This is a genomic window from Roseivirga thermotolerans (assembly GCF_014653175.1).
Lineage (GTDB): Bacteria > Bacteroidota > Bacteroidia > Cytophagales > Cyclobacteriaceae > Roseivirga > Roseivirga thermotolerans.
This window is the reverse complement of record NZ_BNAG01000003.1, coordinates 435,974-461,943: the sequence shown is the minus strand read 5'-3', so window position 1 is coordinate 461,943 and position 25,970 is coordinate 435,974. Positions and strand designations below refer to the sequence as shown.

Sequence of the window (25,970 nt, the reverse complement as noted above, 5' to 3'; positions counted from 1 at the left end):
CCTTCTCTGGATCATCCAAACTCGGGTTGATAAAACGCCTATCAGAACTTCATTCGCGGTAAAGCACTAACACCTTGGTCGACAAACTCATTGGCCAGGAACTTGTAATGTCCAGCCATAGCTATCATTCCGGCATTATCAGTGCAATACTCAAAAGCAGGAATATACACCTCCCACCCTTCTTTACCGGCCATTTGCTCCAAGCCATTCCTCAGGCCAGAGTTGGCGGATACGCCTCCGGCTATGGCTATCTGATGAATTCCATATTGTCTGGCGGCTTTTCTCAGTTTTTGCAAGAGCATAGCCACCAATGTTTTCTGAATGCTAGCTGCTAAATCGGCCTTATTTTCCTCAATAAAACCTTCGTTTTGCTTTAGCTGGTCTCTCAAGAAGTAAAGCACAGCCGTTTTTATACCACTAAATGAATAGTCCAGACCCGGCATTTCGGTTTCAGGAAACTGAAATGCCTTAGGATTCCCTTTCTGCGCCAACTGATCGACTTTTGGCCCGCCAGGATAGCCCAGACCGAGCATCTTGGCCACCTTATCGAAAGCCTCTCCAACGGCATCATCTTGAGTTTCGCCCACAACCTCCATAAGATTGTAGTCCTTTACCAACACTATTTGTGTATGTCCTCCACTCACCGTTAAACAGAGAAATGGAAACTTAGGCTTAGGATCATCGATAAAATGAGCAAGTATATGTGCTTGCATATGATTTACCTCTATAAGCGGAATATCCAGTGCCAGAGCAAGGCCTTTGGCAAAAGAAGTTCCCACCAGTAAGGCTCCCATAAGCCCTGGTCCGCGGGTAAAAGCCACAGCCGTAAGCTCTTCTCTACTTATGGCAGCATTTTTGAGCGCCTGGTCTACAACTGGCACAATGTTTTGCTGATGGGCACGGCTGGCCAGCTCAGGCACAACACCACCATAATTTTCGTGTACAGATTGTGTTGCGACTATATTATTAAGTACTTTGCCGTTGACTGCAACAGCCGCAGATGTCTCGTCACAAGATGATTCGATGGCCAGGATTTTGATATCAGAGGAAGGCATTGAAGGAGAAAATTAAAAGATCGCAAGTTATTAAAAAACGGATTGTGAAATCAATCCTTTGGATGCTTGCCACTCCATTCATCTTACTTATCCTTGCCGCTATTCTTATTCACCTACCTCCGGTTCAAAATTACATTGTAGGAAAGGCTACCGCCTACCTCACCGAAGGCACCGGCTTTAGAACTGAAATTGGCTATGCTAACATCAAGTGGTTCAATGCCATAGCACTCGACAACACTCAAATTTATGATCAGAACGAGGTGCTAATGATTGGTGTAGATGAGTTGGTAGTCACTTTCGATTTGGCCGACTTAATTGGAAAAAAGAACATTCGAACACGCGAAGCATGGCTAAAAGGAGCCAATGTGAATCTGCGCGATGACTCCACCGGAGGGCTGAATATTGACGAATGGGCCGACCGAATTGGAAAACTCACCGCCTCTGACACTCCTTCTGATGCTCCCGCAGGCACTTTTTCCATCGACCAGATTACGCTGCTAGATTCCCGGTTTAGTATATCTGACAGTCGCAAAGACAGTATAACCAACGGGTTCGATTACAACCATTTTCAGCTGGTAGACCTGAATGCAGACCTGTTAAACCTTAAAGTAGTGTCTGACACCTTTCAGATCGATGTAAAAAGCCTTTCTACCCGGGATCCTGTTACCGGCTTGACGATCGATAATCTTCAAACATTTTTCAGGAACTCCAGCAAAGGACTTGTTTTCTTCGATCTGGATCTGAAAATGGGTAATACACACATTAAAGACTTCATTGAACTTCGACATGAAAGGCCTTCACAAATGGGCTACTTCGTAGACAGCGTAAACATTAAAGCTGATTTTGATGAGACACGCATCCATACAGATGAGCTGGGCTTTTTTGTTCCGGAGTTAAAAAAATACAATCAATCCGTCAACATAAACGGACTGTTTCAGGGACGCGTAAATAAGTTTTTCTCCGACAATTTTTCCATTTCTTTCGGACAAGACAGCCGTTTTAAAGGAGCCATAGACATTGAAGGACTGCCGAATATTGATCAGACCATCTTTGGCCTAACCTTGAGAGAGTCTACCCTAAAAGCAACGGACCTGCGTAAATACATAGGGCCGGAAGCCTTTCGAATCTCTAATAAGTTTGGGCTCATCCGAATGTCCGGACAGTTCGATGGTCTGCTGAACGATTTTGTGGCCGATGGCTCCTTTCAAACCCGAATTGGTAGACTTGAATCGAACATCCAGATTCGGATTATAGAAGGTGAAGCCCCATATTACCGGGGCGATCTGTTTTTACAAAACTTCGATATAGGTCGATTTACGGAGGTAAGCAATTTTCAGAAAATTGATTTAGATGGTCGGGTAGAAGGCACCGGATTTACTCTGGAAACCGCCAACTTTGAACTAGACGCAGTAATTCCAAAAGTGGGTATTAATGGCTACAATTACACCAATATAGAAACCGATGGTGCTTTTGCAGAGTCGTTCTTCTCTGGTCAAATTGATGTAGACGACCCTATGTTTAAGCTCTTTGCTACCGGTTCGGTAGACTTGCGGGAAGGCAATAAGCTCTTTAAGCTCAGGGGTAGGCTAGACACTGCACTTTTAAAAGAGGTAGAGCTCACTGAAGAAGAAATGTTGGTCTCTACCAACTTTAACCTGGACATCACCGGACTTAAGTTAGATAGTATTAGAGGAAGTATTAGCCTCTCCGATACCTACTATCGCTTTAAACAAAAAGATATAGAACTGGACTCGGTGTTTTTTGAAGCCTCCAGAAACAGCAACGGCCGCAAGTTCACCATCGTTTCTGACCTATTTGATGCCGACTTCAGTGGCGATTTCGAATTTACAGGTATTGCCAAAGAACTCTCCAACATCAACGAACAATACAGATTGCAGTTTTCCAGCAGGTCGGAAGAGGTAAATTCTTTTTTGCGCAGAAGCCCACCAACAAAGAAAAAATTTAACCTCAACTACTCGGTCGATCTGCACAATATTAGCCCACTCATACAGCTTTTTGATAGCACCATTTATGTAGCTAAAAACACCAAAATAGAAGGCCGCTTTGACAACAGGCAAGGGCAGTCGCTTGTGCTCAGCTCGCAGGTAGATACCGTTCAGTTTGGTAAAATTTACATGCTCGAAAACGATTTATATATCAACACCAAAGACATTCGCGACCCGGAAAAGGTCTTTGCACAAGGCTACCTTTCCAGCGAAAAACAAATATTCTCGAACTCTTCAGAAACCAATAAGCTGGTATTGGAAGCCGTATGGGATGGAAAGCGCATGGATATTAAGCAAACACTTACCCAGGCAAGCACAGGCAACTATGCTGAAATTAGTGCCGGCATAAATTTCTACCCGGACCGAACTGAACTGAGGTTTGAAGACTCGAACATTACCGCTCTTAATGAAACCTGGAAGATCACCGAAGAAAATGTAGTTGTGTTTGGCAACCAGCGCATAGACTTCGAAAACCTGAGCATATACAATACCGATCAGTCCATTAGCTTCAACGGTCAAATTGCCATTACCCAAGACAGTTCGCAAACCCTAACCGTAAACTTTAGCGATGTGGAAGTGGCCAATATCAATCCACTTACCTCCGAGTCGTACACCGGTAAATTAAGTGGCACTGTCAATGCTCAGAACCTTTATTACAACCCCATTATCTTTGGCGATATAGAAGTCATAGACTTCAAAATCAACGAGTTTCTGGTAGGCAATCTGGACGGCAGTATTACCTGGAACGACTTTCGCCAGCGGTTCGATGTAGACTTTGAGGTGAACCGGCTCAACCGAAGAATCATTGCAATGAATGGCCAGTTTTATCCGGCCCGATCTGAAAACCAATTGGCCATCAACCTGCGTCTCAACGAAGCCAACCTGAACATAGCCGAACCATATATAGACGATTACTTTTCGAACCTGGGCGGATTTATTGATGGTCGGTACACCATAAGCGGCAACATAGACTCACCCCTAATGAAAGGCCAGGGAGCTATAAAAGAAGGTAGAATGAAGATTAACTACCTCAACACAAGCTATAATTTTGAAGGCGGTATAGACTTTAGTAAAGACGTAATAGCCCTGGAAAACCTGCAGTTTGTAGATGCCCGAAATCAGACGGCACAATTCGGAGGGCGTATTAGCCATAATTCGTTCAAAGACTTTCGCTTAGACCTTATCGGGCAGTTGAATCAGTTTCAGGTGCTCAATACCAATGTCGATAATGGCGATGCTTATTATGGAAGTGCCATAGCTACAGGTCAGGTATCGTTGAGCGGAGAGGCTTCCAGCCTCAATATTTCGGCCAAGGTAAAAACCGAAAGAGACACCCGCATTTACATACCCATTACAGAAGATACCGGCAACAACGATGTGCCCGAATACATCACTTTTGTAGACCGCACTGTTCAAGACACTACCAGCACCAAGGATTCGCTGATCAATGAAGTAAATAAAATAAAAATAGAGGGTCTAAAACTAGACCTTGACATAGAAGTAACACCGGAAGCTTACGTAGAAATTATCATCGATCCGCGCACAGGCGATATTATCAGAGGAAGAGGCGATGGACAGCTTCGCCTGCTCATCGATACGCAGGGCGATTTTCAAATGACCGGTGAACTAGACATTACCGAAGGCGCCTACAACTTCAGTCTGTACAACCTCATTACCAAAGAGTTTCAAATAGAACAGCCCAGTACCATAACCTGGTATGGCGACCCCTATGCAGCTGTCATGGACATTAAAGCCTCCTATACCCAAAACACTTCTCTGGCTCCTCTTTTGGAGCAATCGGGAGGAAGTGTAAGCCAAAATGGTGGTATAAGCCGCAGAGTGCCCACCAAAGTGCTGCTCTACCTAGACGGCCCAATGCTTTCTCCAAACATTGGTTTCGATATTGACTTTACCGACCTGAACGTAAACGACTACCAGCTAACCACGGCCATCAATGCCTTTAAAAACCGGGTACAGAGCGATGAGCAGGAGCTAAACCGGCAGGTTCTTAGCCTTATTGTACTCAACCGCTTTTCAGAACAAGGCGGGCTTCGCAACATTGGAGGCAGAACCACCACCCAAAACGTAAGTCAGTTGCTTTCTAACCAATTGAGCCAACTGGTAGCCCAGCTCGATGAAAACCTGGAAGTCAACTTCGACCTGGCCGATTTGGATCAGGATGCCTTTAACACCTTCAGGCTCCGCTTGAGCTACACCTTTCTCGATGGACGATTGAGGGTAACTCGTGAAGGAGCCATCTCAGGAGATATTAACAACATTGCCGGAGACATTACCGCAGAGTACCTGCTTACTACAGATGGGAAATATAAAGTAAAGGTATTTTCGCAAAACAACTATAACCCGGCCGACCGTGCCCTGAGCCAACAGCCCACCAATCAAACACAAGGCGTGAGCATTTCGCAAACCACCAGTTTCAATAATCTTCGCGAATTCTTTAATGGTGTAAATAACAGCCGCAAAAAGAGAAAAGAAGAAAAGAAGGATAACAATACTGAAGGAAACACAAACTAAAATACCTTTAGAGGGTTAGGTTTATTGGAAACACTCTTTCATGGAAAAGATCAGTATTTTTTGGTTTCGGAGAGACCTTAGATTCATAGATAACACCGGCCTCTATTATGCTTTGAGCGAGAGAAATCCGGTACTCCCTATTTTCATTTTCGATAGAAACATATTAGATAAACTACCCAAGGCCGATGCAAGAGTTGAATTTATTCAACGCACTCTGGAACAGCTAAACAAACCCCTTAAGGATAAAAACAGTGGGATAAAAACCTTTTACACCACTCCCATTGAAGCCTTCAAAGAACTTAGCAAAACATATACCCTCGAGGCAGTATACACCAACAGAGACTATGAGCCTTATGCCCTTGAGCGAGACAGGGAAATAGAGAACTTTCTTAAGGAACAGGGTGTGAGCTTCTTCACTTTCAAAGATCATGTGATTTACGAGAAAGAAGAAATTGTGTCCGGCTCAGGCAGTTTCTACAAGGTCTTTACCCCGTATAGTAAAAGCTGGAAAGAGAAATACAAAGCCAATCCGCCTGAAACCAAGCCCAGTGCGCTCTATTTCGATAATTGGGTACCCCTGAAAGAAGAAAAAGTACATTCCCTTGAGGCCATGGGCTTCAGACATACGGACATAACCATTCCATCTAACACGGTAGACGAAGAGATAATAAAGCACTACAGCGAAAAAAGAGACATTCCCGCCCTGGATGCTACTTCCAGACTAGGTATTCATTTACGCTTTGGCACCATTAGCATCAGGCAACTGGCCGAAAAAGCTTTGAATCTGAACGAAACCTTTCTAAATGAATTGATTTGGAGAGATTTCTATGCCATGATTCTGGCCAACAACCCAAGAGTAATAGACCAAGCCTTTAAACCGGAATATGACAGGATACCCTGGAGACAAGACGAAGAAGGTTTTGAGAAGTGGTGCCAAGGAAAAACCGGCTACCCGATAGTAGATGCTGGCATGAGGCAACTTAACCAAACCGGATACATGCACAACCGGGTACGAATGATAGTGGCTAGTTTTTTAACCAAGCATTTGCTCATAGATTGGCGCTGGGGAGAAACCTACTTTGCTGAAAAACTGCTCGATTTTGATTTGGCCTCTAACAATGGAGGTTGGCAGTGGGCGGCAGGTACGGGCACTGACGCTCAACCCTACTTTAGAGTGTTCAACCCACAGTCTCAAACAGAAAAGTTCGACCCTCAACTAGAATACATTAAAAAGTGGGTTCCTGAGTATGGAACAGATGCATATCCTGCGCCCATTGTAGACCACAAACTAGCACGCCAACGCGCAATTGATACCTACAAACAAGCTTTGGCTAACTAGTTTGTGTATCTTTCGGCATGTACAAAAAGTTGCTTCTGATCTTTCTTTTGGGGCTTATGGGCAATCTTGTTCATGCCCAAACAGAACCCGTTAGTCCGGCAGAAGCAACACATCGCCTGCCTTTAAATAAAGTAAAACTCTATGGAGGCATTGGTTATGGCACAGGCCTTCTGGTGTTGAGTCAGGCCTGGTATGCCGAAAACGGCTTCGATCGCTTCAAGTTTTTTAACGACAATGCAGAGTGGCTTCAGGTAGATAAATTGGGGCATACCTATAGCACTTATCATTTTTCTCGGGTAAACTATGAGCTACTAAGCCGAACAGAATTGACCCACAACAAAGCCCTTATGTGGTCCTCGCTATTAAGTACAGCGCTCTTTTTGCCAATTGAAGTACTCGATGGGTTTTCACCGGACTACGGATTTTCTTATGGCGATATGTTGGCCAATGCAGCTGGTTCGGCCCTGTTTTTTATTCAACAAAAGAGCTGGAAAGAACAGCGTATAAAACCAAAGTTTAGCTTTAGAAGCACGGCATACCCAGACATGCGGCCTCAAATTCTTGGCAAGTCCTTACCTGAACAGCTACTCAAAGACTACAATGGACAGAGCTACTGGTTTTCTTTCGATATTCACGCTTTTGCTAAAGAGTCCTACTGGCCCAAATGGCTCAACCTGGCCATAGGATACGGTGCCGAAGGAATGGTTTTTGCGCGCAATGGAGAAAATGCATCTGCCGGCTATAGCAATTCCCGACAGTATTTCCTTGGATTAGACTTTGACCTGAGCTACATACAAACCAACAGCAAGTTCTTAAAAACCATTCTCTTTCTGGCAGACTTCATTAGGCTACCTGCCCCGGCTATACAACTACAACAAGGAAAAATTACCGGCCACTGGCTATACCACTGATGCACTTAAAACCGGTAATTCACGTTTTATGAGACAAACACCATAATATGCGCACAAGGATCTTGTTTTTACCATTGATTATGGCCCTGTTATTCGCCTCTTGCAATAAGGACGATGTGGTGGTACTCAACGAACCTAATATTCCCTTGCCGGAAGGTATTTCAGAAGCCCTCGCTTTTGAACTACTCGTTCATCAGGTAGAAAGCACCACTCTCAATGTGTTGCACTCCCTTAGCGAAAGAGACCGGGGCGCAGCCAACACACACATCAACTTTAATATTTTTTCCGACAGAGGAACATGTGGAGGTCAGTTTCTGGATACTTCCAACAATCAACTGTTGCTTAGTTTTGGCAAAGGATGTATTGATGGCACTGGTTATACTTTAAAAGGCTCTATTCTACTAGACTACGATCACCCGGCAGACACTCCGGGAAACACCATACGCATTACTCTTACTGATTTTGAACTCAATAATATTTCTCTAAATGGAGTGTTGGAACTAACCAACACCTCAGAAAACAATAGCGATACACAAAAAAGCTATAGGCTCGAATTCGATGATTTAATGCTAACGCTGAGAGGCAAAAGCACTCCTTTTGAAGGAAGTCGCAACATTCAATATGAAAAAACCAATGGACGCGATCATCTTGACACCAAGGCCAACTACCTGACCTCCAACTCATGGCATTTTACTCTTCCCTCAGGTACAACCTTTGAGCTCATTAACACAGGCCCTAACCTGAGTACCTTTAGCTGTTGGCTCCACAAAGTATACCTCCCGGCCAGAGGGAGTCTGCAGGTCGACAATGGAGAAACTACCTTGCAGATAGACCTGAACACTAATGCTTGTGACTTCTTGTTTTACTGGCAATCTGAAAATGGAATCCCAGTTCTTCACGATTTGCGCGAGAGCCTTTAAATCGCATCATTTATTGTATCTTTGCCGCGATATAGACCGTCTTATCGCTCTCCCGATTTATCGGGAGTGAGGAAAGTCCGGGCACCACAGGGAAGCATAGCGGCTAACGGCCGTCATCCGTCAACTGACGGAGAGGACAAGTGCAACAGAAAGTATGTACAGGTAATGCTGTAGTGAAATCAGGTAAACTCTATGCGGTGAAATGCCACGTATACTTGCGTTTGAGGGTTCCCGTCCAATGCAGGAGGGTAGGCAGATAGACTTCGGTAGTAATACCGCGGCCAGATAAATGATAAGATCATCCTCAAAAGAGGAGTAGACAGAACCCGGCTTACAGGTCTATATCTTTTTTTTCCTTTCAGTGAATTTGGTGATTGGGCAACTGGTTAATTAGGAAATGATCACTTGATTATCTGCCAGATTTCAATTTTAGCACTATTTTCGCTTGAAAGAACGAGTTAGAACCAATTCACTAATTACCCATTTTCCTAATCCACTAAAAAGCATGGCAAAAATTCTGATCATCGATGACGAACAAAGTATTCGCAGCACTCTTAGGGAAATACTAGAGTATGAAAAATACTCAATAGAAGAAGCCAAAGATGGGCAAGAGGGGCTGGAAAAACTGATTGCCGATAAGTTCGATATTGCGCTATGCGATGTGAAAATGCCTAAAATGGATGGTATTGAGTTGCTGGAACGAGTGCAAATGGCTGGAATAGATACGCAATTCATCATGATTTCGGCCCACGGCACCATTGAAACCGCAGTAGACGCCACCAAAATGGGCGCTTTTGACTTTGTGCCCAAACCGCCCGACTTGAACCGTTTGCTACTTACGGTAAAAAATGCGCTTGACAAGTCTTCGTTAGTTACCGAAACAAAAACTCTCAAACGAAAACTCTCTAAGAAATATGAGATGGTGGGCGAATCCAAAGCCCTTGCTGAAGTAAAGGAAATGATGGACAAAGTTGGTCCTACCGATGCCAGGGTTCTGATTACCGGCCCTAATGGCAGCGGCAAGGAACTGGTAGCCAGAGGAATTCATGAGCGAAGCAATCGGGCCAGCACTCCCTTTGTGGAGGTTAACTGTGCGGCTATCCCTGCCGAACTCATAGAAAGCGAACTTTTTGGGCATGAAAAGGGCGCATTTACTTCGGCTCACAAACAGCGCATTGGCAAGTTTGAACAAGCCAATGAAGGCACTCTTTTCCTTGATGAAATTGGTGACATGAGCCTTTCTGCTCAAGCCAAGGTGTTAAGGGCACTACAAGAACATAAGATTACCCGGGTGGGTGGCGACAAAGATATCAATGTGAATGTGAGGGTATTGGCAGCCACTAACAAAGACCTAAGAAAAGAAATTGCGGAGAATCGTTTTCGTGAAGACCTATACCATAGACTCAGCGTCATTGTCATTCAGGTTCCCCCTCTAAAAGACCGTAAAGAAGACATTCCAATGTTGGTGGATAAATTTCTGGACGACATAGCCGATGAGTACGGAACCAAGAAAAAGAAAGTATCGGCCGATGGACTTAAGGCTCTTCAGGCCTATGATTGGTCGGGCAACATTCGGGAGTTACGTAATGTTACGGAACGACTCGTGATTATGTGTGGAGATGAAATTGGGGAAGAGGACGTAAAAAAGTATCTGATTTAGATCAGAACTGCCCTTCCTTTTTTTCCTTCTTTACCTCTTCAGTATCGGCCTTGGCATAGGCAGCACAAATAGATTGGGCACAAGAGGTAATACCTAAAAAGGACACGGCAATCAACAAAAGAAAGATTTTCTTCTTATTCATGATGTAAATTTGAGCGTTAAAGATAAAAATTCAATCGTGTTTTTAATCTATTGAATGCATTTATCTTACCCTTCAACGGGTGGTTGGCCGGAAAATTTTAGACCACCATCAAATTACAACCCCGAAGATCCGAGTTATCCATCCTTCCTTTTACCTCAAAACGACCATCAGGAAGCACCCGACCAATGTCTTTGGTTTCTATAAATGAACAGGTATGTACATTGGCCAAATCCACAATATTGAAAGCCACAGTATGCTGAAAACTGGGATAAGATAGTGGATCATTTAATTCTCGCCCAACTACTTTGAGGGTTTCCGAAGGTCTAAAGAGCCCATTGCCGGTGGAGTAGCCCTGAGAGAAAAGCTCGGTCATGCCATACTCCGAGTGCACCTCTTTTACACCAAATGCACGTTTAATGCGGTCGTGTACCTCTTCCCGAACTAACTCCTCTCTTCTGCCCTTCATGCCGCCAGTTTCCATAACCAGCAACTCCGGAAAGTGCATTGAATATTGCTCCGCAAAATCGAGCAAGGCAAAAGTAACTCCCCAAAGAAGCACTTTTTTAGTTCCCTTGTTCAAAGTCTGGAGTTGATGAGCCAGTTGCTCTAAATTATTCAGGTAAAATCCTGACTGGGTGTCATCAGTACATTCTATAAATCTATTGACCATAGCCACCAAACCACTATTGCCCCTCTCCAGATAAGAAGGCAAAAGAGCAAGAATAACGTAGTCATTCAAAGGACCATAGATAGCCTCAAAGGCCTTTTTACAATTATCTAAATAGAGCTGATTATCGGCCACAAAGTGCCTGCTCGGCTCTGTTCCGGTGGTTCCACTACTTTCAAAAACAGATGCAGCTTGCCATTGCCCTGTTTTTATTTCAAATGCTTTAAAAAAACTAATGGGTAGAAAAGGCACCTCTTCCAGCCGGCTCACATGCTGTGGGCTGCGCTTCAAATGATTGCACCAGGCTCGATACACCTTGTTATACCGATACTGAAACCGATAAACATCGAGAGCAAGCGCATTAAATTCCTCTTCTGAAACGCTTTTTATCCGATCGATTAAACTATTGATTTCGGCCATACGTTATAGAGCTGGTGTTTTCCGTTCACTTAGGGCAAATATTGCTATAATTGTACTTATATAAAGTAATCCATGAGAATAAAGCTATCGTCTTCTCAAGTTTTGGTATTAGTGTTTGCTCTGGCATTGGGTGTTGCCTGCAACCGCCCACCAGACCTACCCATTGAACCGGAAGTAAGCTTTTCTAACATTGAATTTGAAGTTAGAAATGCAGGCGACCCGCTGTTCGAGGAGAACATTCTCCGTTTATCCATAAATGTGAAAGATGGAGATGGCGACCTTGGGCTAGATGGTGACGAAGACTTTGGCCCCTATGCTCCCTACCACCTGGTATTGGAAAACAACCAGCCGGTGGAATTTGGACAGCGGCCCAACGACCCTCCGTTTACTTGCCTGGACTACATAATTGAAGACCGGGAGAACCAAGACATCAATGGAGACAATGATTTGCTAGACACCCTTCTCATTGACTTTAACAGAAACCAATACAATATAGAGGTTGACTTCTTTGTGAAACGCAATGGCACCTTTCAGGAGGTAGACCTGAGGGCTCAACCCAGGGGAAGTGCCAACGAAAGCACACTTTGTGGCATTAGCTTCGATGGACGATTCCCTTGTCTTTCTTCCGAAGAAAATCCCTGTGCCGTGGTGAGAAATAACAAACGACCTATTGAAGGTGTAATTACCTACGATATGAAGTCTGGGATATTCCTACCTATTTTCCGAACCGACACACTGAAATTGCAATTCATTATTCGCGACAGAGCCTTGCACACCAGTAATGTGGGAGAAACCCCTGAATTTACACTTCAGGGTATTCGGGTAGAAAGGTAATTTTCCTTACTCCTTATCTGAATCATTAATAAATAGGTGGAAATCGGTCAGGCTCCGCTTCACTCATCAATTCGTAGATTTTGTCGAACACCGTTTCAACATTGGGCTTAGACCAATAATCTCCGTCAGAAGCATAGGCAGGCCTGTGTTCTGCAGCGGTAATAGTAACCGGCTGAGAATCCAAATGGTAATATCCCCCTTGTTCTTCCAGCACCTTTTGCATCATAAACGCAGAAGCTCCACCCGGCACATCTTCATCGGCAAACACCACTCTATTGGTCTTCTTCAACGACTCTACTATGGTGTGGTGAACATCGAAAGGTAAAAGCGACTGAACATCTACAATCTCTACAGAGATGCCATACTCGGCCAGCTCCTCAGCTGCCTGCATAACAATGCGGCACATAGAACCATAGGTAACTACCGTCACATCGGCTCCCTCTCTTATGACTTCAGGTACTCCAACAGGTACTGTAAATTCACCGATATTGTCTGGAATACGCTCTTTAAGACGATAACCGTTCAGGCATTCTATAATAAGCGCGGGATCGTCAGACTGCAGCATGGTGTTGTAAAAACCGGCCGCTTGTGTCATGTCTCTCGGCACCAACACATTAATTCCACGCAAAGAGTTCAATATCATGCCAATGGGCGAACCTGAGTGCCAAACCCCTTCTAATCTATGGCCTCGAGTTCTAATTATGAGTGGAGCTTTCTGTCCCCCTACGGTTCGGTACTGTAGAGTGGCCAAATCGTCACTCAGAGTTTGTATGGCATACAGTAAATAGTCCAGATATTGTATTTCCGTAATAGGACGCAAGCCACGCAAAGCGGCACCAATTCCCTGGCCAATAATGGTTGTTTCACGAATACCGGTATCTGTAACTCGTAGCTCACCATATTTCTCCTGCAAACCGGCAAAAGCCTGGTTCACATCGCCAATTTTACCCACATCTTCTCCAATAGCAAACACTCGGGGGTCGCGACTCAAAGCAGCATCAAAACAGGCCTGGAGCACCTCTCTGCCATCAACTAAAGGAGAGTTCTCAGAAAACACCGGCTTTACTTCCGGCACTTTCAACGAAGCTTCTTCCGATTCGCTCATTACATGGGAGCTAAACCGTTTAAAGTTCTCTTCATCGGCCTTTTTCAACCAAGCAACCAGAGAAGCTCTGGCCGAGGTTTGTTCGTTGCGGGTAATACGCAACACTTTTTTCACGGCCTTGTATGTATCTAGGCGAATAGGATTTAGCGTCTTCTTTAATTCAGAAATGATCTGTATGATTTGTCCTCCGTGCTCACTCTCTTCAGCCAGGGCTTCAAGAATAACCACAGCGGTCTCCTGATCTTTCTTAATATCATTTATAAAGGCGTTCCAGGCATTAACCCTGGCTGTCTTAGCCGATTCTTTAGCGTCTTTCTCCAACTCATCGAGTTGTTCTTCAGAAGCTAGTTCATTGGATAATATCCACTCCCGGAACTTCACAAGGCAGTCATGTTCTTTCTCCCACTCCAGACGCTCCTTCGACTTGTAGCGTTCGTGAGAACCGGAGGTTGAATGCCCTTGCGGTTGGGTAACCTGATCTACATGAACCAATACCGGTACATGTTCATTGCGGGCAATTTGTTCTGCCTTTTGGAAAGCGGCTATCAGGGCCTCATAGTCCCAGCCATGCACCTTGATGATTTCATAGCCCTGGCCATCCTTATTACGTTGCAAACCTGCCAGAAACTCTGAAATGCTTCCTTTAGTAGTATGATATTCCTTAGGCACCGAAATACCATAATCATCGTCCCAAACGGCCATAACCATTGGCACCTGAAGTACTCCGGCAGCATTTATGGCTTCAAAGAAGTGACCTTCTGAAGTGGAGGCATTGCCAATGGTTCCAAAGGCAATCTCGTTTCCGTTGATCGAAAAATCAGAAAGGTCTTTGAGCTCGTCAATGTGGCGGTATAGTTTGCTGGCATAGGCCAAGCCAACCAATCGGGGCATCTGGCCGGCTGTAGGAGAAATGTCGGCACTGGAGTTTTTCATGGAAGTTTGCGCCTTCCACTTTCCCGATTCATCGAGCAAGCGATTGGCAAAATGCCCATTCATTAATCGGCCGCCTGAAGCGGGATCGGCCTCAATGGAGGTATGAGCATAGAGCTGAGCAAAGTATTGCTGCACCGTGAGTGCTCCAATAGCAAACATGAAAGTCTGATCTCTGTAGTAACCGGAACGAAAATCACCATTTCTGAAAACCTTGGCCATAGCTATTTGAGGAAGCTCTTTACCGTCTCCGAAAATGCCAAACTTGGCTTTCCCCATAAACACTTCCTTTCTACCTATTATACTTGCCTCGCGACTCTCAACGGCCAATCGATAATCGGCCAATACTTCCTCCACATTGATCTTCTTTTTGCTCACAGCCTTTGATACTCCCACACGAATTAATTTAATGGTTAATAGACATTTCTACGTCTAACAAATGTAATACAGTTCCAAGACAAATCAAATTTGGTAAACCCTTATTTTTTTTGAGTTTGAACAAATATTATATCGAATTAATAGTCATAACTTATGTTTTAGTCTGCCATATTATTTATATCAGAATTTCATTCCTCTGAAAAGTAATTACAAGAAAGATAATTTCCTGATTTCCACATTTGGAAATATATACTTCTGATTATCAATGAAAACAGGGTTTTTAGGCCGTTTTGCAAACGTTTGTTGGTTCCGCTTGCTATATTTGCCACTCAAAAATTTAAACAGTTCAAAACATGATCATTGGCGTTCCAATAGAAATCAAAAATAACGAGAACCGGGTGTCTCTAACACCAGGTGGAGCACTGGAGCTCATTAAGCGTGGTCACGAAGTATACGTGCAAACCAATGCGGGTCTAAACAGTGGATTCCCAGATGAAGCCTACGAAGAAGTTGGCGCTAAAATTTTACCATCCATTGAGGCTGTCTATGAGAAGGCCGAAATGATCATGAAAGTAAAAGAGCCAATTGAACCTGAGTACAAACTCATCAAAAAAGATCAATTGGTATTTACCTATTTCCACTTTGCCTCTTACGAACCACTTACTCATGCAATGGTAGAAAGTGGAGCTGTTTGTCTGGCCTATGAAACCGTTGAAAAAGCAGATGGTAGCCTCCCTCTTCTTATTCCAATGTCGGAAGTAGCCGGCAGAATGGCAACTCAGCAGGGAGCCAAATACCTTGAAAAACCAATTATGGGTAAAGGAGTTCTTCTGGGCGGTGTTCCTGGTGTATCTCCCGGTAAGGTATTGGTTCTAGGTGGTGGAGTTGTTGGTACTCAAGCCGCTAAAATGGCCGCTGGCCTTGGGGCTCAGGTAACTATTATGGATGTGAACCTGGACCGCATGCGGTACCTCAACGATGTAATGCCTCCAAACGTAGTAACTCGCTACTCTAATGAGGTTAACATCAGAGAGTTAATCCCTCACATGGACCTGATTATTGGTGCGGTACTGATTCCTGGAGCCAAAGCACCTAAGTTAATTACTCGCGATATGCTTAAGGAAATGCAACCGGGTACTGTATTGGTTGATGTAGCAGTAGATCAGGGCGGATGTATTGAAACATGTACACCAACCACTCATGAAAACCCAACGTTCATCATCGATGACATTGTACACTACTGCGTAGCCAACATGCCTGGGGCAGTGCCTTACACCTCAACTATAGCCCTAACCAACGCTACTCTTCCTTATGCCATTCAATTGGCTAATAAAGGATGGAAAAAGGCTTGTCAGGATAATAAAGAACTGGAAAAAGGTCTGAACGTTATTGGAGGTGAAGTAGTTTACAAGGCCGTTGCCGAAGCGTTTGATCTTCCATACGTGCCAGTAGAAAAATACCTGGCCTAAGCCAGACAGAAAATAGTTTCGAAAGAGGGTTTCTAAAAAACACCGCAAAACTGGTTTTTCAACTCTTTATAGCTCGACCCGGGCTATAGCCGACACGAAAAACAAAAAGAAACGGTACTTTTAAGAAACCCTCTTTATTTTTGTTCGATGAAAAAGACGGCATTAATTACCGGAGCCGCTGGAGGTATTGGATTTGAGTTTGCCAGAATTGCTGCCGCTCAAGGTTACAATTTGCTTTTAGTAGATATAAATGAACCCCACCTTATACAGACCAAAGAAACGCTACTAAGCTCTTTCTCTGTTCAGATTGAAGTATTTACCCAAGACCTTTCTACCGAAGACGCTGCCTCCAATATCTTCGGTTTTGCACAGTTTCAGGAGATTGAAGTAGAGCTGCTATTCAACAATGCCGGCTTTGGTAACTTTGGATATTTTGCCCAAAGCAGTTGGGAAAAAGATCGGGCCATGCTTCAGGTACATATGGTTACTGCCACAGATCTGATTAAGCGATTTTTACCGGGCATGATTCGAAGAGGCAAAGGCTACATTCTCAACAATGCCTCGGTAGCGGCATTTGTACCCGGGCCGCTCATGTCTACTTATCACGCTTCTAAAGCCTATTTACTCAACTTTTCGCAAGCATTGGCCAATGAGGTTCGCTCGCATGGCATACATGTGAGTGTACTTTGCCCCGGCATGACCCGTACCAATTTTGCCAAAGCCAATGGCAACGAAAACCCTAATATAAAATTCAATATTGCCGATGCACACACCGTTGCCACCTTCGGATTCCAGGGGCTCATGCACGGTAAAGTAGTATTGGTCCCTGGCATTTGGAATAAGTTGAGCGCTTTCTTGCCACGCCTGCTTTCACGAGGAAGAGTAACAAAAATGGTAGGGAATATTCAGCGTAAAAATCATGCAAAGCGGCAAGACGGCAAGGCCCGTGTAGCCATATAAATAGCCATTCGGCCTTTTCACAGACATTCTGTTCCAAAAAACAGGATGCTTTCAAAATTTGTATTTTGCAAAGCACAGCCTAACTCAGGTCTATGGCATTGATTAAAAGTGGTTTTCTTGGCATGTTCGTAATGCTCCTCTTTCAGGGCAATGAAAGAGAACGCATCTTTATAGACAACTCCAGCGAACAGGTGTTGCTCGCCTTCAATGACCTCCCCATTTTGGTAGACAGCACCGGCACAATGACATTTCAGGAGGTAGTCAACTCACAAAAACAATTCATTATTAATCCGGGCTATAAACCCAAGGATTATTGTGTAGACTGCACCTATTGGGTAAAAGTACCTCTGCTCATTGCCAACAGCCTGGACAAACAGTGGATGCTGGAGTTCTACGACCAAACCATAGACCATATCTGGGCCTACTTCCCTACGGCAGACGGTAGCTACGAGCAAGACCACGTTGGAGATGCCATAGCCTTCAACCAAAAACCTTTTGAGCACAAAAACTTTCAGTGGATCATAGACACGAGCATAAAAGGCCAGCAAAATCTCTACTTCAAAATACAATCGCACACCTATGCCGATGTGCGCATCAACATTCGTACGGTCAATGCGTTTGTGCGCTATTCGCTCAATGAGTACTTTCTTTATGGTATTTTCTATGGTATGATCTTCATCATATCCATTTACAACATGCTCATATACTTTGCCATCCGCGAGCAGAAGTACCTCTTCTACACTTTTTACATTCTTAGTGTAGGCGTATATGCCATGTGTGTCGATGGTATTGCTTATCAGTTCTTATGGCCTCAATGGCCCGAATGGAATCAGATTGCCTATGGTACAGCACTGTTTTCATTGATTTTCTGGTCGTTGCTCTTTTCCAAGCGCTTTTTAAGCACCAACATAAAGGCCCCTATAATCGATAGAGCACTCACCTGGGCACTGGTATTGCGCACGGCACTGTTTATATACGTATTGCTTTTCGATCATAGCCTGTTCGAATACCGCAACATAGAAATCATTCCCCTTTCGCTTATATTCTACTCGAGTATTCACGTATGGAAAAAAGGTTACAAGCCGGCCCGTTTCTTCGTTGTGGCCTATGGCGTGCTCTTTTTGGGATTTTTGGCCAAGGCCTTACTCTATTTGTCGGTTATTCCGTTTACCACCATCACCTACTACAGTTTGCATATTTGTTTCTTGCTAGAGATGATCTTTCTCACCTTTGCACTTAGCGACAGAGTGCGAATTCTGAAATCAAACCGCGATAAAGCCTTCAAACGCATAATTAATCAGCAAAAGGAAAATGCCGAACTCAAAGACCGGGTAAACAAAGAACTGGAAGAAAAAATCAAAGAAAGAACGCGGCAGCTCGAAGAAAAAAACCTGCTTCTGGCCAACACCAACCAAAAGCTCATTGAGCAAACCAAGGAGATCAACGCCATCAATTCCAAACTCGATCTGGACAACTGGAAGCTCAAAAACAACATCAAAGAGATTCTGCAAGACAGGCTCATCAACAAGAACCTAAACCTGGAGCAATTCCAGAAAATTTTCCCGAACGAGCTCACCTGTTATCGTTTTTTAGAAAAACTAAAATGGGGCAATGGCTATCACTGTTCCAAATGCGGCAATACCAAATACTTTGAAGGTAAGACCAAGTTTATGAGACGCTGCTCCAAGTGCGGCTACAACGAGTCGGTAACCAGCAACACCATATTCCATAGAATAAAATTCCCCATTGAAAAGGCTTTCTTCATTCTGTACATTACCAACAACCGGCAGAAGGAGTATACGCTCGATCAGCTTTCGGAAATGTTGGAGTTGAGAAGGAACACCATTTGGAACTTCAAGAAGAAGATTGAAAAGGTATATGATGGCGACTCTAAAAACTCCTCAACCGTGCTCATCCACAATCTCTTTAGCTCGCATCTCAACTAGTCGTTTCTGGTTGACATTCTCACTTTGTTTTTTAAGCGCAACATGCAAACGTTTTCCCCTTGAAAATGCTTTAAAAGCTAATTTTTTAATGTGACTAACGCGCAAAAAAACAATCTTTTTACCCCTTATTTAAGGGCCAAAAATCAACTTTTCACACCAGAGAACTTGCGCATTTTCTAAGAAAGTAATTACAATTACTCTACGTATATCAATCGATTTACTGAAACGACATTACCTATTTGAAACAAAATGATTAAGGCATGAAAAAAACTCTACGCTCGTACTTAAAAGTACTCCCGGTACTGCTGATGTGTGCGCTGGCACAGCCAGCCTGGGCACAATCGGTGGTAGTAACGGGAACCGTCATATCTTCGGAAGACGGACAGCCGTTGCCTACAGTAACGGTACGCGAAAAGAACACTAACAATGGTATGACAACCGATATGAATGGTCGGTATCGGTTAACGGTCTCTGGCAAAGACGCAGTATTGGTCTTTAGCTTTGTTGGCTTTGTAACACAAGAGGTGGTAGTGGGTAATCAAACCACCATCAACATTACACTTAACCCCAATGTTAGCGAATTGGGCGAGGTGGTAGTTATTGGTTATGGTAGTCAGGAACAAAAAGACCTTACCTCCTCCATTTCAACCGTAAAAACCGATGAAATAAATAAAACACCTACTGCCCAGGCTATGCAGGCCCTTCAGGGTAAAGTGCCCGGCTTGCAAATAGTAAGTAGTGGTGCTCCCGGAGCAGCCCCAACCGTTAGGGTGAGAGGAATTGGCTCGCTTGAAGGCAATGCAGCCCCTCTTTATGTGGTAGATGGAATGTTCTTCGAAAGCATAGACTTCCTTAACCCAGCGGATATTGAAACCATTTCAGTTCTAAAAGATGCTTCGGCTTCGGCAATTTATGGGGTAAGAGCTTCCAATGGAGTTATACTTATCGAAACAAAGTCGGGTAGCTATAATAAGCAGGCCGAGGTAGTGTACGATGGATACTACGGTGTGCAAGTTGCCCAAAATGTACTTAAGCTGGCCAATGCCCAACAATTTACGGAGTATGCTCTGGCCACTGGATCCAGTGCCGATGCAGCCTTTATAGACAACGCCTTCCAGCGCTTTGGTCGCAGCCGCATTAACCCCAACGTACCCAATGTAAATACCGATTGGTACGGCCAGGTTTTGGAAACTGCTGCCCCCATTCAAAACCACTCCTTAACAGTAAGCGGAGGTAGTGACAACACACGTTACTCACTGGGAGTCAATTATTTTCAGCAAGACGGCCTACTCAAAAGCACCCGCAATGAATATGAGCGGTTAAACCTACGGTCTAAAATAGACTTCGATGTAAACGAAAACCTGAGAGTAGGTGGAAACATTAACATAAGCAACGGAACCCAATATGTGGCCGAAAACTCGGTTTGGTTTAAGACTTACTTTGCTGTACCCATATTGCCTGTATATGACGACCTGAACACTGCCGCAACTCCGGTTAGGCTTTCCAATGCCCAAACCCTTGGTTATAGAGGTTCTCAAAACCCAATGTACGACCTCCTCTACAATGACAACCGTAATAAAATCGGTAAATTTCTGGCCAACTTCTATGCAGAGGCAGACCTTATTCCAGATCGCCTGACTTTCCGAACCGCTTATAACTACAGCTATTCGAACATCAACTCTAGAAATGTCAATTTTGAGTATAGCGATGGAGTTACTGATTTTCAGTCTTCTATAAGAAGAAGCCACGCTACATCATTCAACCAAATTTGGGACAATTACCTTACTTACAAGCAAAACATTGGCCTGCACAACATTACTGCAGTGGCCGGTTATTCTTTCCGAAGCGAAAGTACTGAAGGGCTCTTTGCCAGAGGTACGGAGTTAGACCCTTCACCAAGCCGTATTCAGGAAGAACTGTGGTACATTTCTCTGGCCGATGTTATCGATCAGGGTGGAGTTGGCGACTTTGGTGCTAAAACCTACGGTTCATCTTATTTTACCCGTTTGGCCTATAACTATGACGACCGATATCTTCTTTACGGAACTTACCGAAGAGATGGCACCAACATTTTCCAACAAAAGTGGGGCAACTTCTTTACCATTGGTGCCGGATGGGTACTTTCAGAGGAGAACTTCTTTAACCTTTCCGGTGTAGACTTCCTTAAAATAAGAGGTGGCTGGGGACAACTTGGCAACGCAGGCGTTACACCATCTGTAGGTGCCCCAACAGTAGAACAGAGATTCCTGGCTATAGATGGAGTGAGAGTTCCGGGTAATGTGGTTATTCCTACCTATGACTATGTGGATCGTTGGGAAACAACCGAAGAACTTAATATAGGTGTAAGCTCAAGAATGTTCAACGAAAGACTATCAGTTGAAGCTGATTATTTTCAGAGAGACACTAAAGATGCAGCCGTAACCATCATTCTCCCACTCATTAGAGAAAATGTAAGAAGAAGTGCGGCCGGAATAAGAAACTCCGGTATTGAAGTGGCCATGAACTGGTCCGATGAGCTCGCCAACGGAATCAGCTACCGTGTTGGCGGAAACTTTGCCACACTAAACAACGAAGTGCTCACACTTGGCGGCCCTCAATACCTCGATGGTGGTCAGGCCGAATTCCGTCAGCGTTCTATTGTAGGGCAGCCTCTACAGGCATTCTTTGGATATGAAACCGATGGTATTTTCCAAAACCAGAACGAAATCAACAACAGTGGATATACCGCTGAGTTCATTAACGATTCGGGCATTGAGCCCGGAGATTTCCGATACAAAGATCAGAACGGTGACGGTGTGATAGACGATCAGGATCGTGTGGTATTGGGCTCTTTCTTACCCACGCTAACCTATGGATTCAACCTGGCGGTTAGTTATAAGAACTTCGATTTTTCGGCCGATTTCCAGGGACAATCAGGACATAGCATTCTCAACCGTAAAAGAGGTGAAATCATTTTCACTACCGATACTAACATTGATGCAGAACTGGCCACCAACCTTTGGACAGGCGAGGGTACTTCAAACAAGTATCCTTCGGCCGCAGGTTTAAGAAAAGGCTGGAACCAGAGCATGAGCGATTATTTCGTGGAAGACGGTTCATACTTCAGAATTCAGAACGTGCGCCTGGCCTACAACATTCGTAACAAAACCGTATTAGGCACGGATATCCCTGACGCCCGCATAACCTTTACGGCAGAGCGTCCATTAACTGTCTTTAACTACAATGGATTTAACCCGGAAGTAGCCAACGGAATAGACAGACAGACTTACCCAATTCCTGCGGTATACACCCTTGGTTTGAACATTAAGTTTTAAAACGAAAGAAACAGACAATGAAAGCATTAAATATAGTTAAGAAGCTCACAGCACTAAGCCTGGCCATGGTACTGGCAACCGGCTGTGACGACAAGCTCAACGATCCGCTGGAACAACGTGTGTTAGTAGAAGACACAGACTACACCAAAACGGAAAACATGGCTCAGCTTATTACAGGAGCCTACGAATTGCTCTACGCTCTGCAATGGGAAACCTTCCCTTTGCTATCCGTAAGAGGCGATGATGTAAACGCAGCCGGAGACCAGTTTCCACTCACAGAAACCGACTTTTTCCGCTACGACAGATCTTTCTGGATGTACAACTCCACATGGCTCAACTTCTATGACGACATCATTAAGTTTCATGCCACAATGGAAGAAATTGAGAAGTACAAGGAGTTTGCCGCCAACCCTGCCACGGCCGACCAGTACATTGCAGAGATTCGCGTAATGCGGGCCTTTGAACTCTTTCAGCTAGCCAGGCTCTGGGGCAATATATTGCTCCCTACCAGCTCGCAAACCGATGGACTCTATACGACCCCGGTTTCTAGCTTCGAAGAGGTAATGACCCACATTTCTGAAGAAATGGATGCCGCTATCCCTCTCCTTCCGAATGTTCGCCCTAACCAGCGCACTGATATTAAGGGTGGAATTACCCGATACACTGCTCTGGCTGTAAAAGCCATGGCCAATCTGGAGCTTAAAAACTACCAGGCCGTTGCCGATGCCACCGGAGCCATCATTAGCTCCAATGCCTTTGAGCTATACCCTGATTTTTATGAGCTATTCAAAATTCCGGGGAAACTAAGCAACGAAAGCCTCCTGGAGTTCCAGTACTCAGACTTTGGTCAGAGCTCTGGCGAAGCCGAATACTACCTTCATGCCTTCTTTGGACCAAACAACTGGACCCCTGCAGTAGCCGGTTCCAGCGGTGGATGGGGTTTTTGGGAGCCTACCATGAAGTACATCAAGTTTATGCTGGACCGAAACGAGACTGTACGACTGGAAACAAGCGTTTTATTTACCAGAGAAGGTATTCAGCGCATTCAGGAAGACCCCAATTATGCCAACCTGCCAGCCTTCGTTTCCAATACCACCAGAGATGGCGATGTAATAGGCCGAACAGACAACCAGCCTAACCCGCGAGCCATTTTCTCCAGCGGAAAGCACTACCTGCCCTCAAATCAGTTAACTCCGGGCAGAACCAGATATGGTGAAAACAAGAACTTCCTGGTTATACGCTATGCAGAAATTCTGCTCATGCATGCCGAAGCACTGGTGAATGGAGCCACAAGCACTGTTATGTCGGCCGATGATGCCGTGAACGAAGTACGCAACAGAGCCGGGCTGCCCGATATTAGCGGAGTAACTCTCAATGAAGTACTCAACGAAAAATTCGCTGAGTTTGGGATGGAATGGGGTATTCGCTTCTACGATTTGGCGCGCTACGAGCGCACCTCAGAGCTGACTCACGATGGAAGAACCTATACGCCTGCTGCGCGATTCATTCCTTATCCATTGGCTCAATTGGATCTGTTAACCCAACTCAATGGCAACTAAGAAAACACAAAGCATTATGAAACTATTTAAATCAATCGTAACAAGCTTCGCCCTGCTACTCGTATTGGTGGGTTGCGACAACAGCTTTATAGACGAAATAGAGGCGGTTGACCCCGGTGCAGACGAGTCGGCACCGGCCGTCACCATCTCCTACCCTACTGAGGGCACCCAAATTCAGGTCTACGAATCGGTAACCTCCATAAACATTCAATTTGAGGTGACTGACGACATCGAAGTAGACAACATCTCAGTGAGGTTGAACGACAACGAAATTGTTAGCTACAGCGATTTTAAAGACTACAGACGTTTTGTAGGCGAATACCTCTACGAAGAATTGGTAGACGGTGATCATACACTCTCTATAGTAGCCACCGACATTGACGGTAAAACCACTACCAGAAGCGTGAATTTCTCCAAAGTACCACCTTATCAGGCCAAATATGATGGAGAAATATTCTACATGCCTTTTGATGGTGACAACATAGAGCTGGTAAGCGTAACCTACCCTACGGAAGTAGGCAACATGGGCTTTGCCGGACAGGGGAAAGTTGGTGGTAATGCTCTTGCAGGTGCCAGCGGGTCGTACCTTACTTTCCCAACCAATGGCCTGTTGGAAGATGAATTCAGTGCTGTTTTCTGGATGAAGGTAAATGCAACTCCTGACAGAGCCGGTGTATTGGTTATTGGGCCACCCGATGAAGCCAACCCTACCAACCCGAACAACAGAAAGGCCGGTTTCCGTTTCTTCAGAGAAAATGCAGGAGGCAAACAACGCTTTAAACTCAATGTGGGTACCGGTGCCTCCGATAGCTGGTTCGATGGAGGCGCTGCGGCCGATGTAGACCCCACCAAAGACGAATGGGTGCACATGGCCTTTACCATTTCTCAGTCAGAGGCCACCGTATACATAAACGGTCAGGTAGTGAAAACAGGAGCGTTTGCAGGAGTAGACTGGACCAACTGCGACATTATATCCATTATGTCAGGAGCTCCAAGGTTCACCGCGTGGAACCACCTTTCAGATCAAAGCTTTATGGATGAGCTCCGTTTATTCAACAAGGCACTCTCGCAAACCGAAATTCAGAACATTATTAGAGACGAAGGAGGCAATGTGCCTTATCAGGGGGAATTTGGTGAAATTTTCTATATGCCATTCGATGGCAACTATACAGAGGCAGCATCTGGCAGTAACGCTACTGCAGTGGGATCTCCTTCTTTTGCCGGATCGGGTTTGAGAGGAACCAATGCCTACAAAGGAGCGGCCGACTCTTACCTGACATTCCCTTCGGAGGCACTTGAAAACGATGAGTTTAGCGCTTCTTTCTGGTATAAGGTAAATGGCGATCCGGACAGAGCCGGTATTTTGGTAATAGGACCTCCGGACGATGCCAACCCCACAGCACAGAACAAGCGCACCAGCGGCTTTAGATTCTTTAGAGAAAATGCGGGTGGAGAGCAGCGTTTTAAACTCAATATAGGTACCGGTGCCTCCGACAGCTGGTTCGATGGAGGCGATGCAGCCGATGTTCCCCTTACCAATACAGACTGGATTCACATGGCCTTTACCATATCGCAAACAGAAGCTAAGGTCTATATCAATGGTCAGCTGGTAAGCGAAGGCACTTTCGATGGCATAGACTGGACCGATTGCGATATTATGTCCATTATGTCGGGGGCTCCGCGCTTTACCGGATGGGGACACAATGCCGACCATAGTGTGATGGACGAGTTGCGCATTTTCGACCGTGTAATTACACAAACAGAAATACAGACAATCATTAATGCTCGCTAAGTAGCAATCGAATAATTACTATGAATTGGGG

General features: G+C 44.7%; 16 protein-coding genes and 1 other RNA gene. 13 read left to right on the top strand and 4 right to left on the bottom strand.

All coding sequences use genetic code 11. From position 1 onward, the window contains the following. Positions 1-41 precede the first annotated feature (41 nt). Complete coding sequence (gene tsaD, locus IE164_RS12045; RefSeq protein WP_189630480.1) at positions 42-1,055, bottom strand: tRNA (adenosine(37)-N6)-threonylcarbamoyltransferase complex transferase subunit TsaD; 1,014 nt, start codon at positions 1,053-1,055, stop codon at positions 42-44. Positions 1,056-1,099: 44 nt separating this feature from the next. Between tsaD and IE164_RS12040 the strand changes: the two genes are divergently transcribed. The 6 genes from IE164_RS12040 (at position 1,100) to IE164_RS12015 (ending at position 10,423) form a co-directional block, all read left to right on the top strand. Further along, a complete protein-coding gene (locus tag IE164_RS12040) occupies positions 1,100-5,593 on the top strand; it encodes a translocation/assembly module TamB domain-containing protein (RefSeq protein WP_189630479.1) in 4,494 nt (1,497 codons plus the stop codon). A 40-nt stretch (positions 5,594-5,633) separates the two neighbouring features. Next, on the top strand, positions 5,634-6,932 hold the full coding sequence (locus tag IE164_RS12035) for a cryptochrome/photolyase family protein (RefSeq protein WP_189630478.1): 1,299 nt from the start codon (positions 5,634-5,636) through the stop codon (positions 6,930-6,932). 17 nt (positions 6,933-6,949) lie between these two features. Beyond that, complete coding sequence (locus tag IE164_RS12030; RefSeq protein ID WP_189630477.1) at positions 6,950-7,843, top strand: DUF2279 domain-containing protein; 894 nt, start codon at positions 6,950-6,952, stop codon at positions 7,841-7,843. A gap of 47 nt (positions 7,844-7,890) precedes the next feature. Beyond that, positions 7,891-8,763, top strand: a complete 873-nt coding sequence (locus IE164_RS12025) for a hypothetical protein (RefSeq protein WP_189630476.1) — start codon at positions 7,891-7,893, stop codon at positions 8,761-8,763. Between the two features lie 28 nt (positions 8,764-8,791). Next, positions 8,792-9,113, top strand: an RNA gene (gene rnpB / locus IE164_RS12020) — RNase P RNA component class A. Between the two features lie 155 nt (positions 9,114-9,268). Further along, entirely contained in the window at positions 9,269-10,423 is a 1,155-nt protein-coding gene (locus IE164_RS12015; protein WP_189630475.1) for a sigma-54-dependent transcriptional regulator, read from the top strand. A gap of 1 nt (position 10,424) precedes the next feature. On the opposite strand, the gene IE164_RS12010 is transcribed toward IE164_RS12015, so the two are convergent. Next, entirely contained in the window at positions 10,425-10,565 is a 141-nt protein-coding gene (locus IE164_RS12010) for a hypothetical protein (RefSeq protein WP_189630474.1), read from the bottom strand. A gap of 97 nt (positions 10,566-10,662) precedes the next feature. Continuing rightward, positions 10,663-11,652: a LuxE/PaaK family acyltransferase gene (locus IE164_RS12005; RefSeq protein ID WP_189630473.1), complete on the bottom strand. Its 990-nt coding sequence runs from the start codon at positions 11,650-11,652 to the stop codon at positions 10,663-10,665. Between the two features lie 72 nt (positions 11,653-11,724). On the opposite strand from IE164_RS12005, the gene IE164_RS12000 reads away from it, so the two are divergent. After that, positions 11,725-12,486: a hypothetical protein gene (locus tag IE164_RS12000; protein ID WP_189630472.1), complete on the top strand. Its 762-nt coding sequence runs from the start codon at positions 11,725-11,727 to the stop codon at positions 12,484-12,486. A gap of 25 nt (positions 12,487-12,511) precedes the next feature. On the opposite strand, the gene IE164_RS11995 is transcribed toward IE164_RS12000, so the two are convergent. Further along, complete coding sequence (locus IE164_RS11995; protein WP_229838656.1) at positions 12,512-14,917, bottom strand: alpha-ketoacid dehydrogenase subunit alpha/beta; 2,406 nt, start codon at positions 14,915-14,917, stop codon at positions 12,512-12,514. Positions 14,918-15,252: 335 nt separating this feature from the next. On the opposite strand from IE164_RS11995, the gene ald reads away from it, so the two are divergent. From ald to IE164_RS11965, 6 genes are all read left to right on the top strand, one after another. Then, the gene (gene ald, locus IE164_RS11990; protein ID WP_189630471.1) at positions 15,253-16,368 is read left to right on the top strand and encodes an alanine dehydrogenase; all 1,116 of its coding nucleotides are present in this window, start codon (positions 15,253-15,255) and stop codon (positions 16,366-16,368) included. Between the two features lie 147 nt (positions 16,369-16,515). Then, positions 16,516-17,328, top strand: coding sequence for an SDR family NAD(P)-dependent oxidoreductase (locus IE164_RS11985; protein ID WP_189630470.1), 813 nt, complete (start codon positions 16,516-16,518; stop codon positions 17,326-17,328). Positions 17,329-17,420: 92 nt separating this feature from the next. Continuing rightward, on the top strand, positions 17,421-19,274 hold the full coding sequence (locus IE164_RS11980) for a 7TM diverse intracellular signaling domain-containing protein (protein WP_229838655.1): 1,854 nt from the start codon (positions 17,421-17,423) through the stop codon (positions 19,272-19,274). A gap of 260 nt (positions 19,275-19,534) precedes the next feature. Then, a complete protein-coding gene (locus IE164_RS11975) occupies positions 19,535-22,588 on the top strand; it encodes a SusC/RagA family TonB-linked outer membrane protein (RefSeq protein WP_189630469.1) in 3,054 nt (1,017 codons plus the stop codon). A gap of 17 nt (positions 22,589-22,605) precedes the next feature. Beyond that, positions 22,606-24,147, top strand: a complete 1,542-nt coding sequence (locus IE164_RS11970; RefSeq protein ID WP_189630468.1) for a RagB/SusD family nutrient uptake outer membrane protein — start codon at positions 22,606-22,608, stop codon at positions 24,145-24,147. After that, a complete protein-coding gene (locus tag IE164_RS11965) occupies positions 24,137-25,939 on the top strand; it encodes a LamG-like jellyroll fold domain-containing protein (RefSeq protein ID WP_229838653.1) in 1,803 nt (600 codons plus the stop codon). Before IE164_RS11970 ends, IE164_RS11965 begins: the two co-directional genes overlap by 11 nt. The last annotated feature ends 31 nt before the right edge of the window (positions 25,940-25,970 follow it).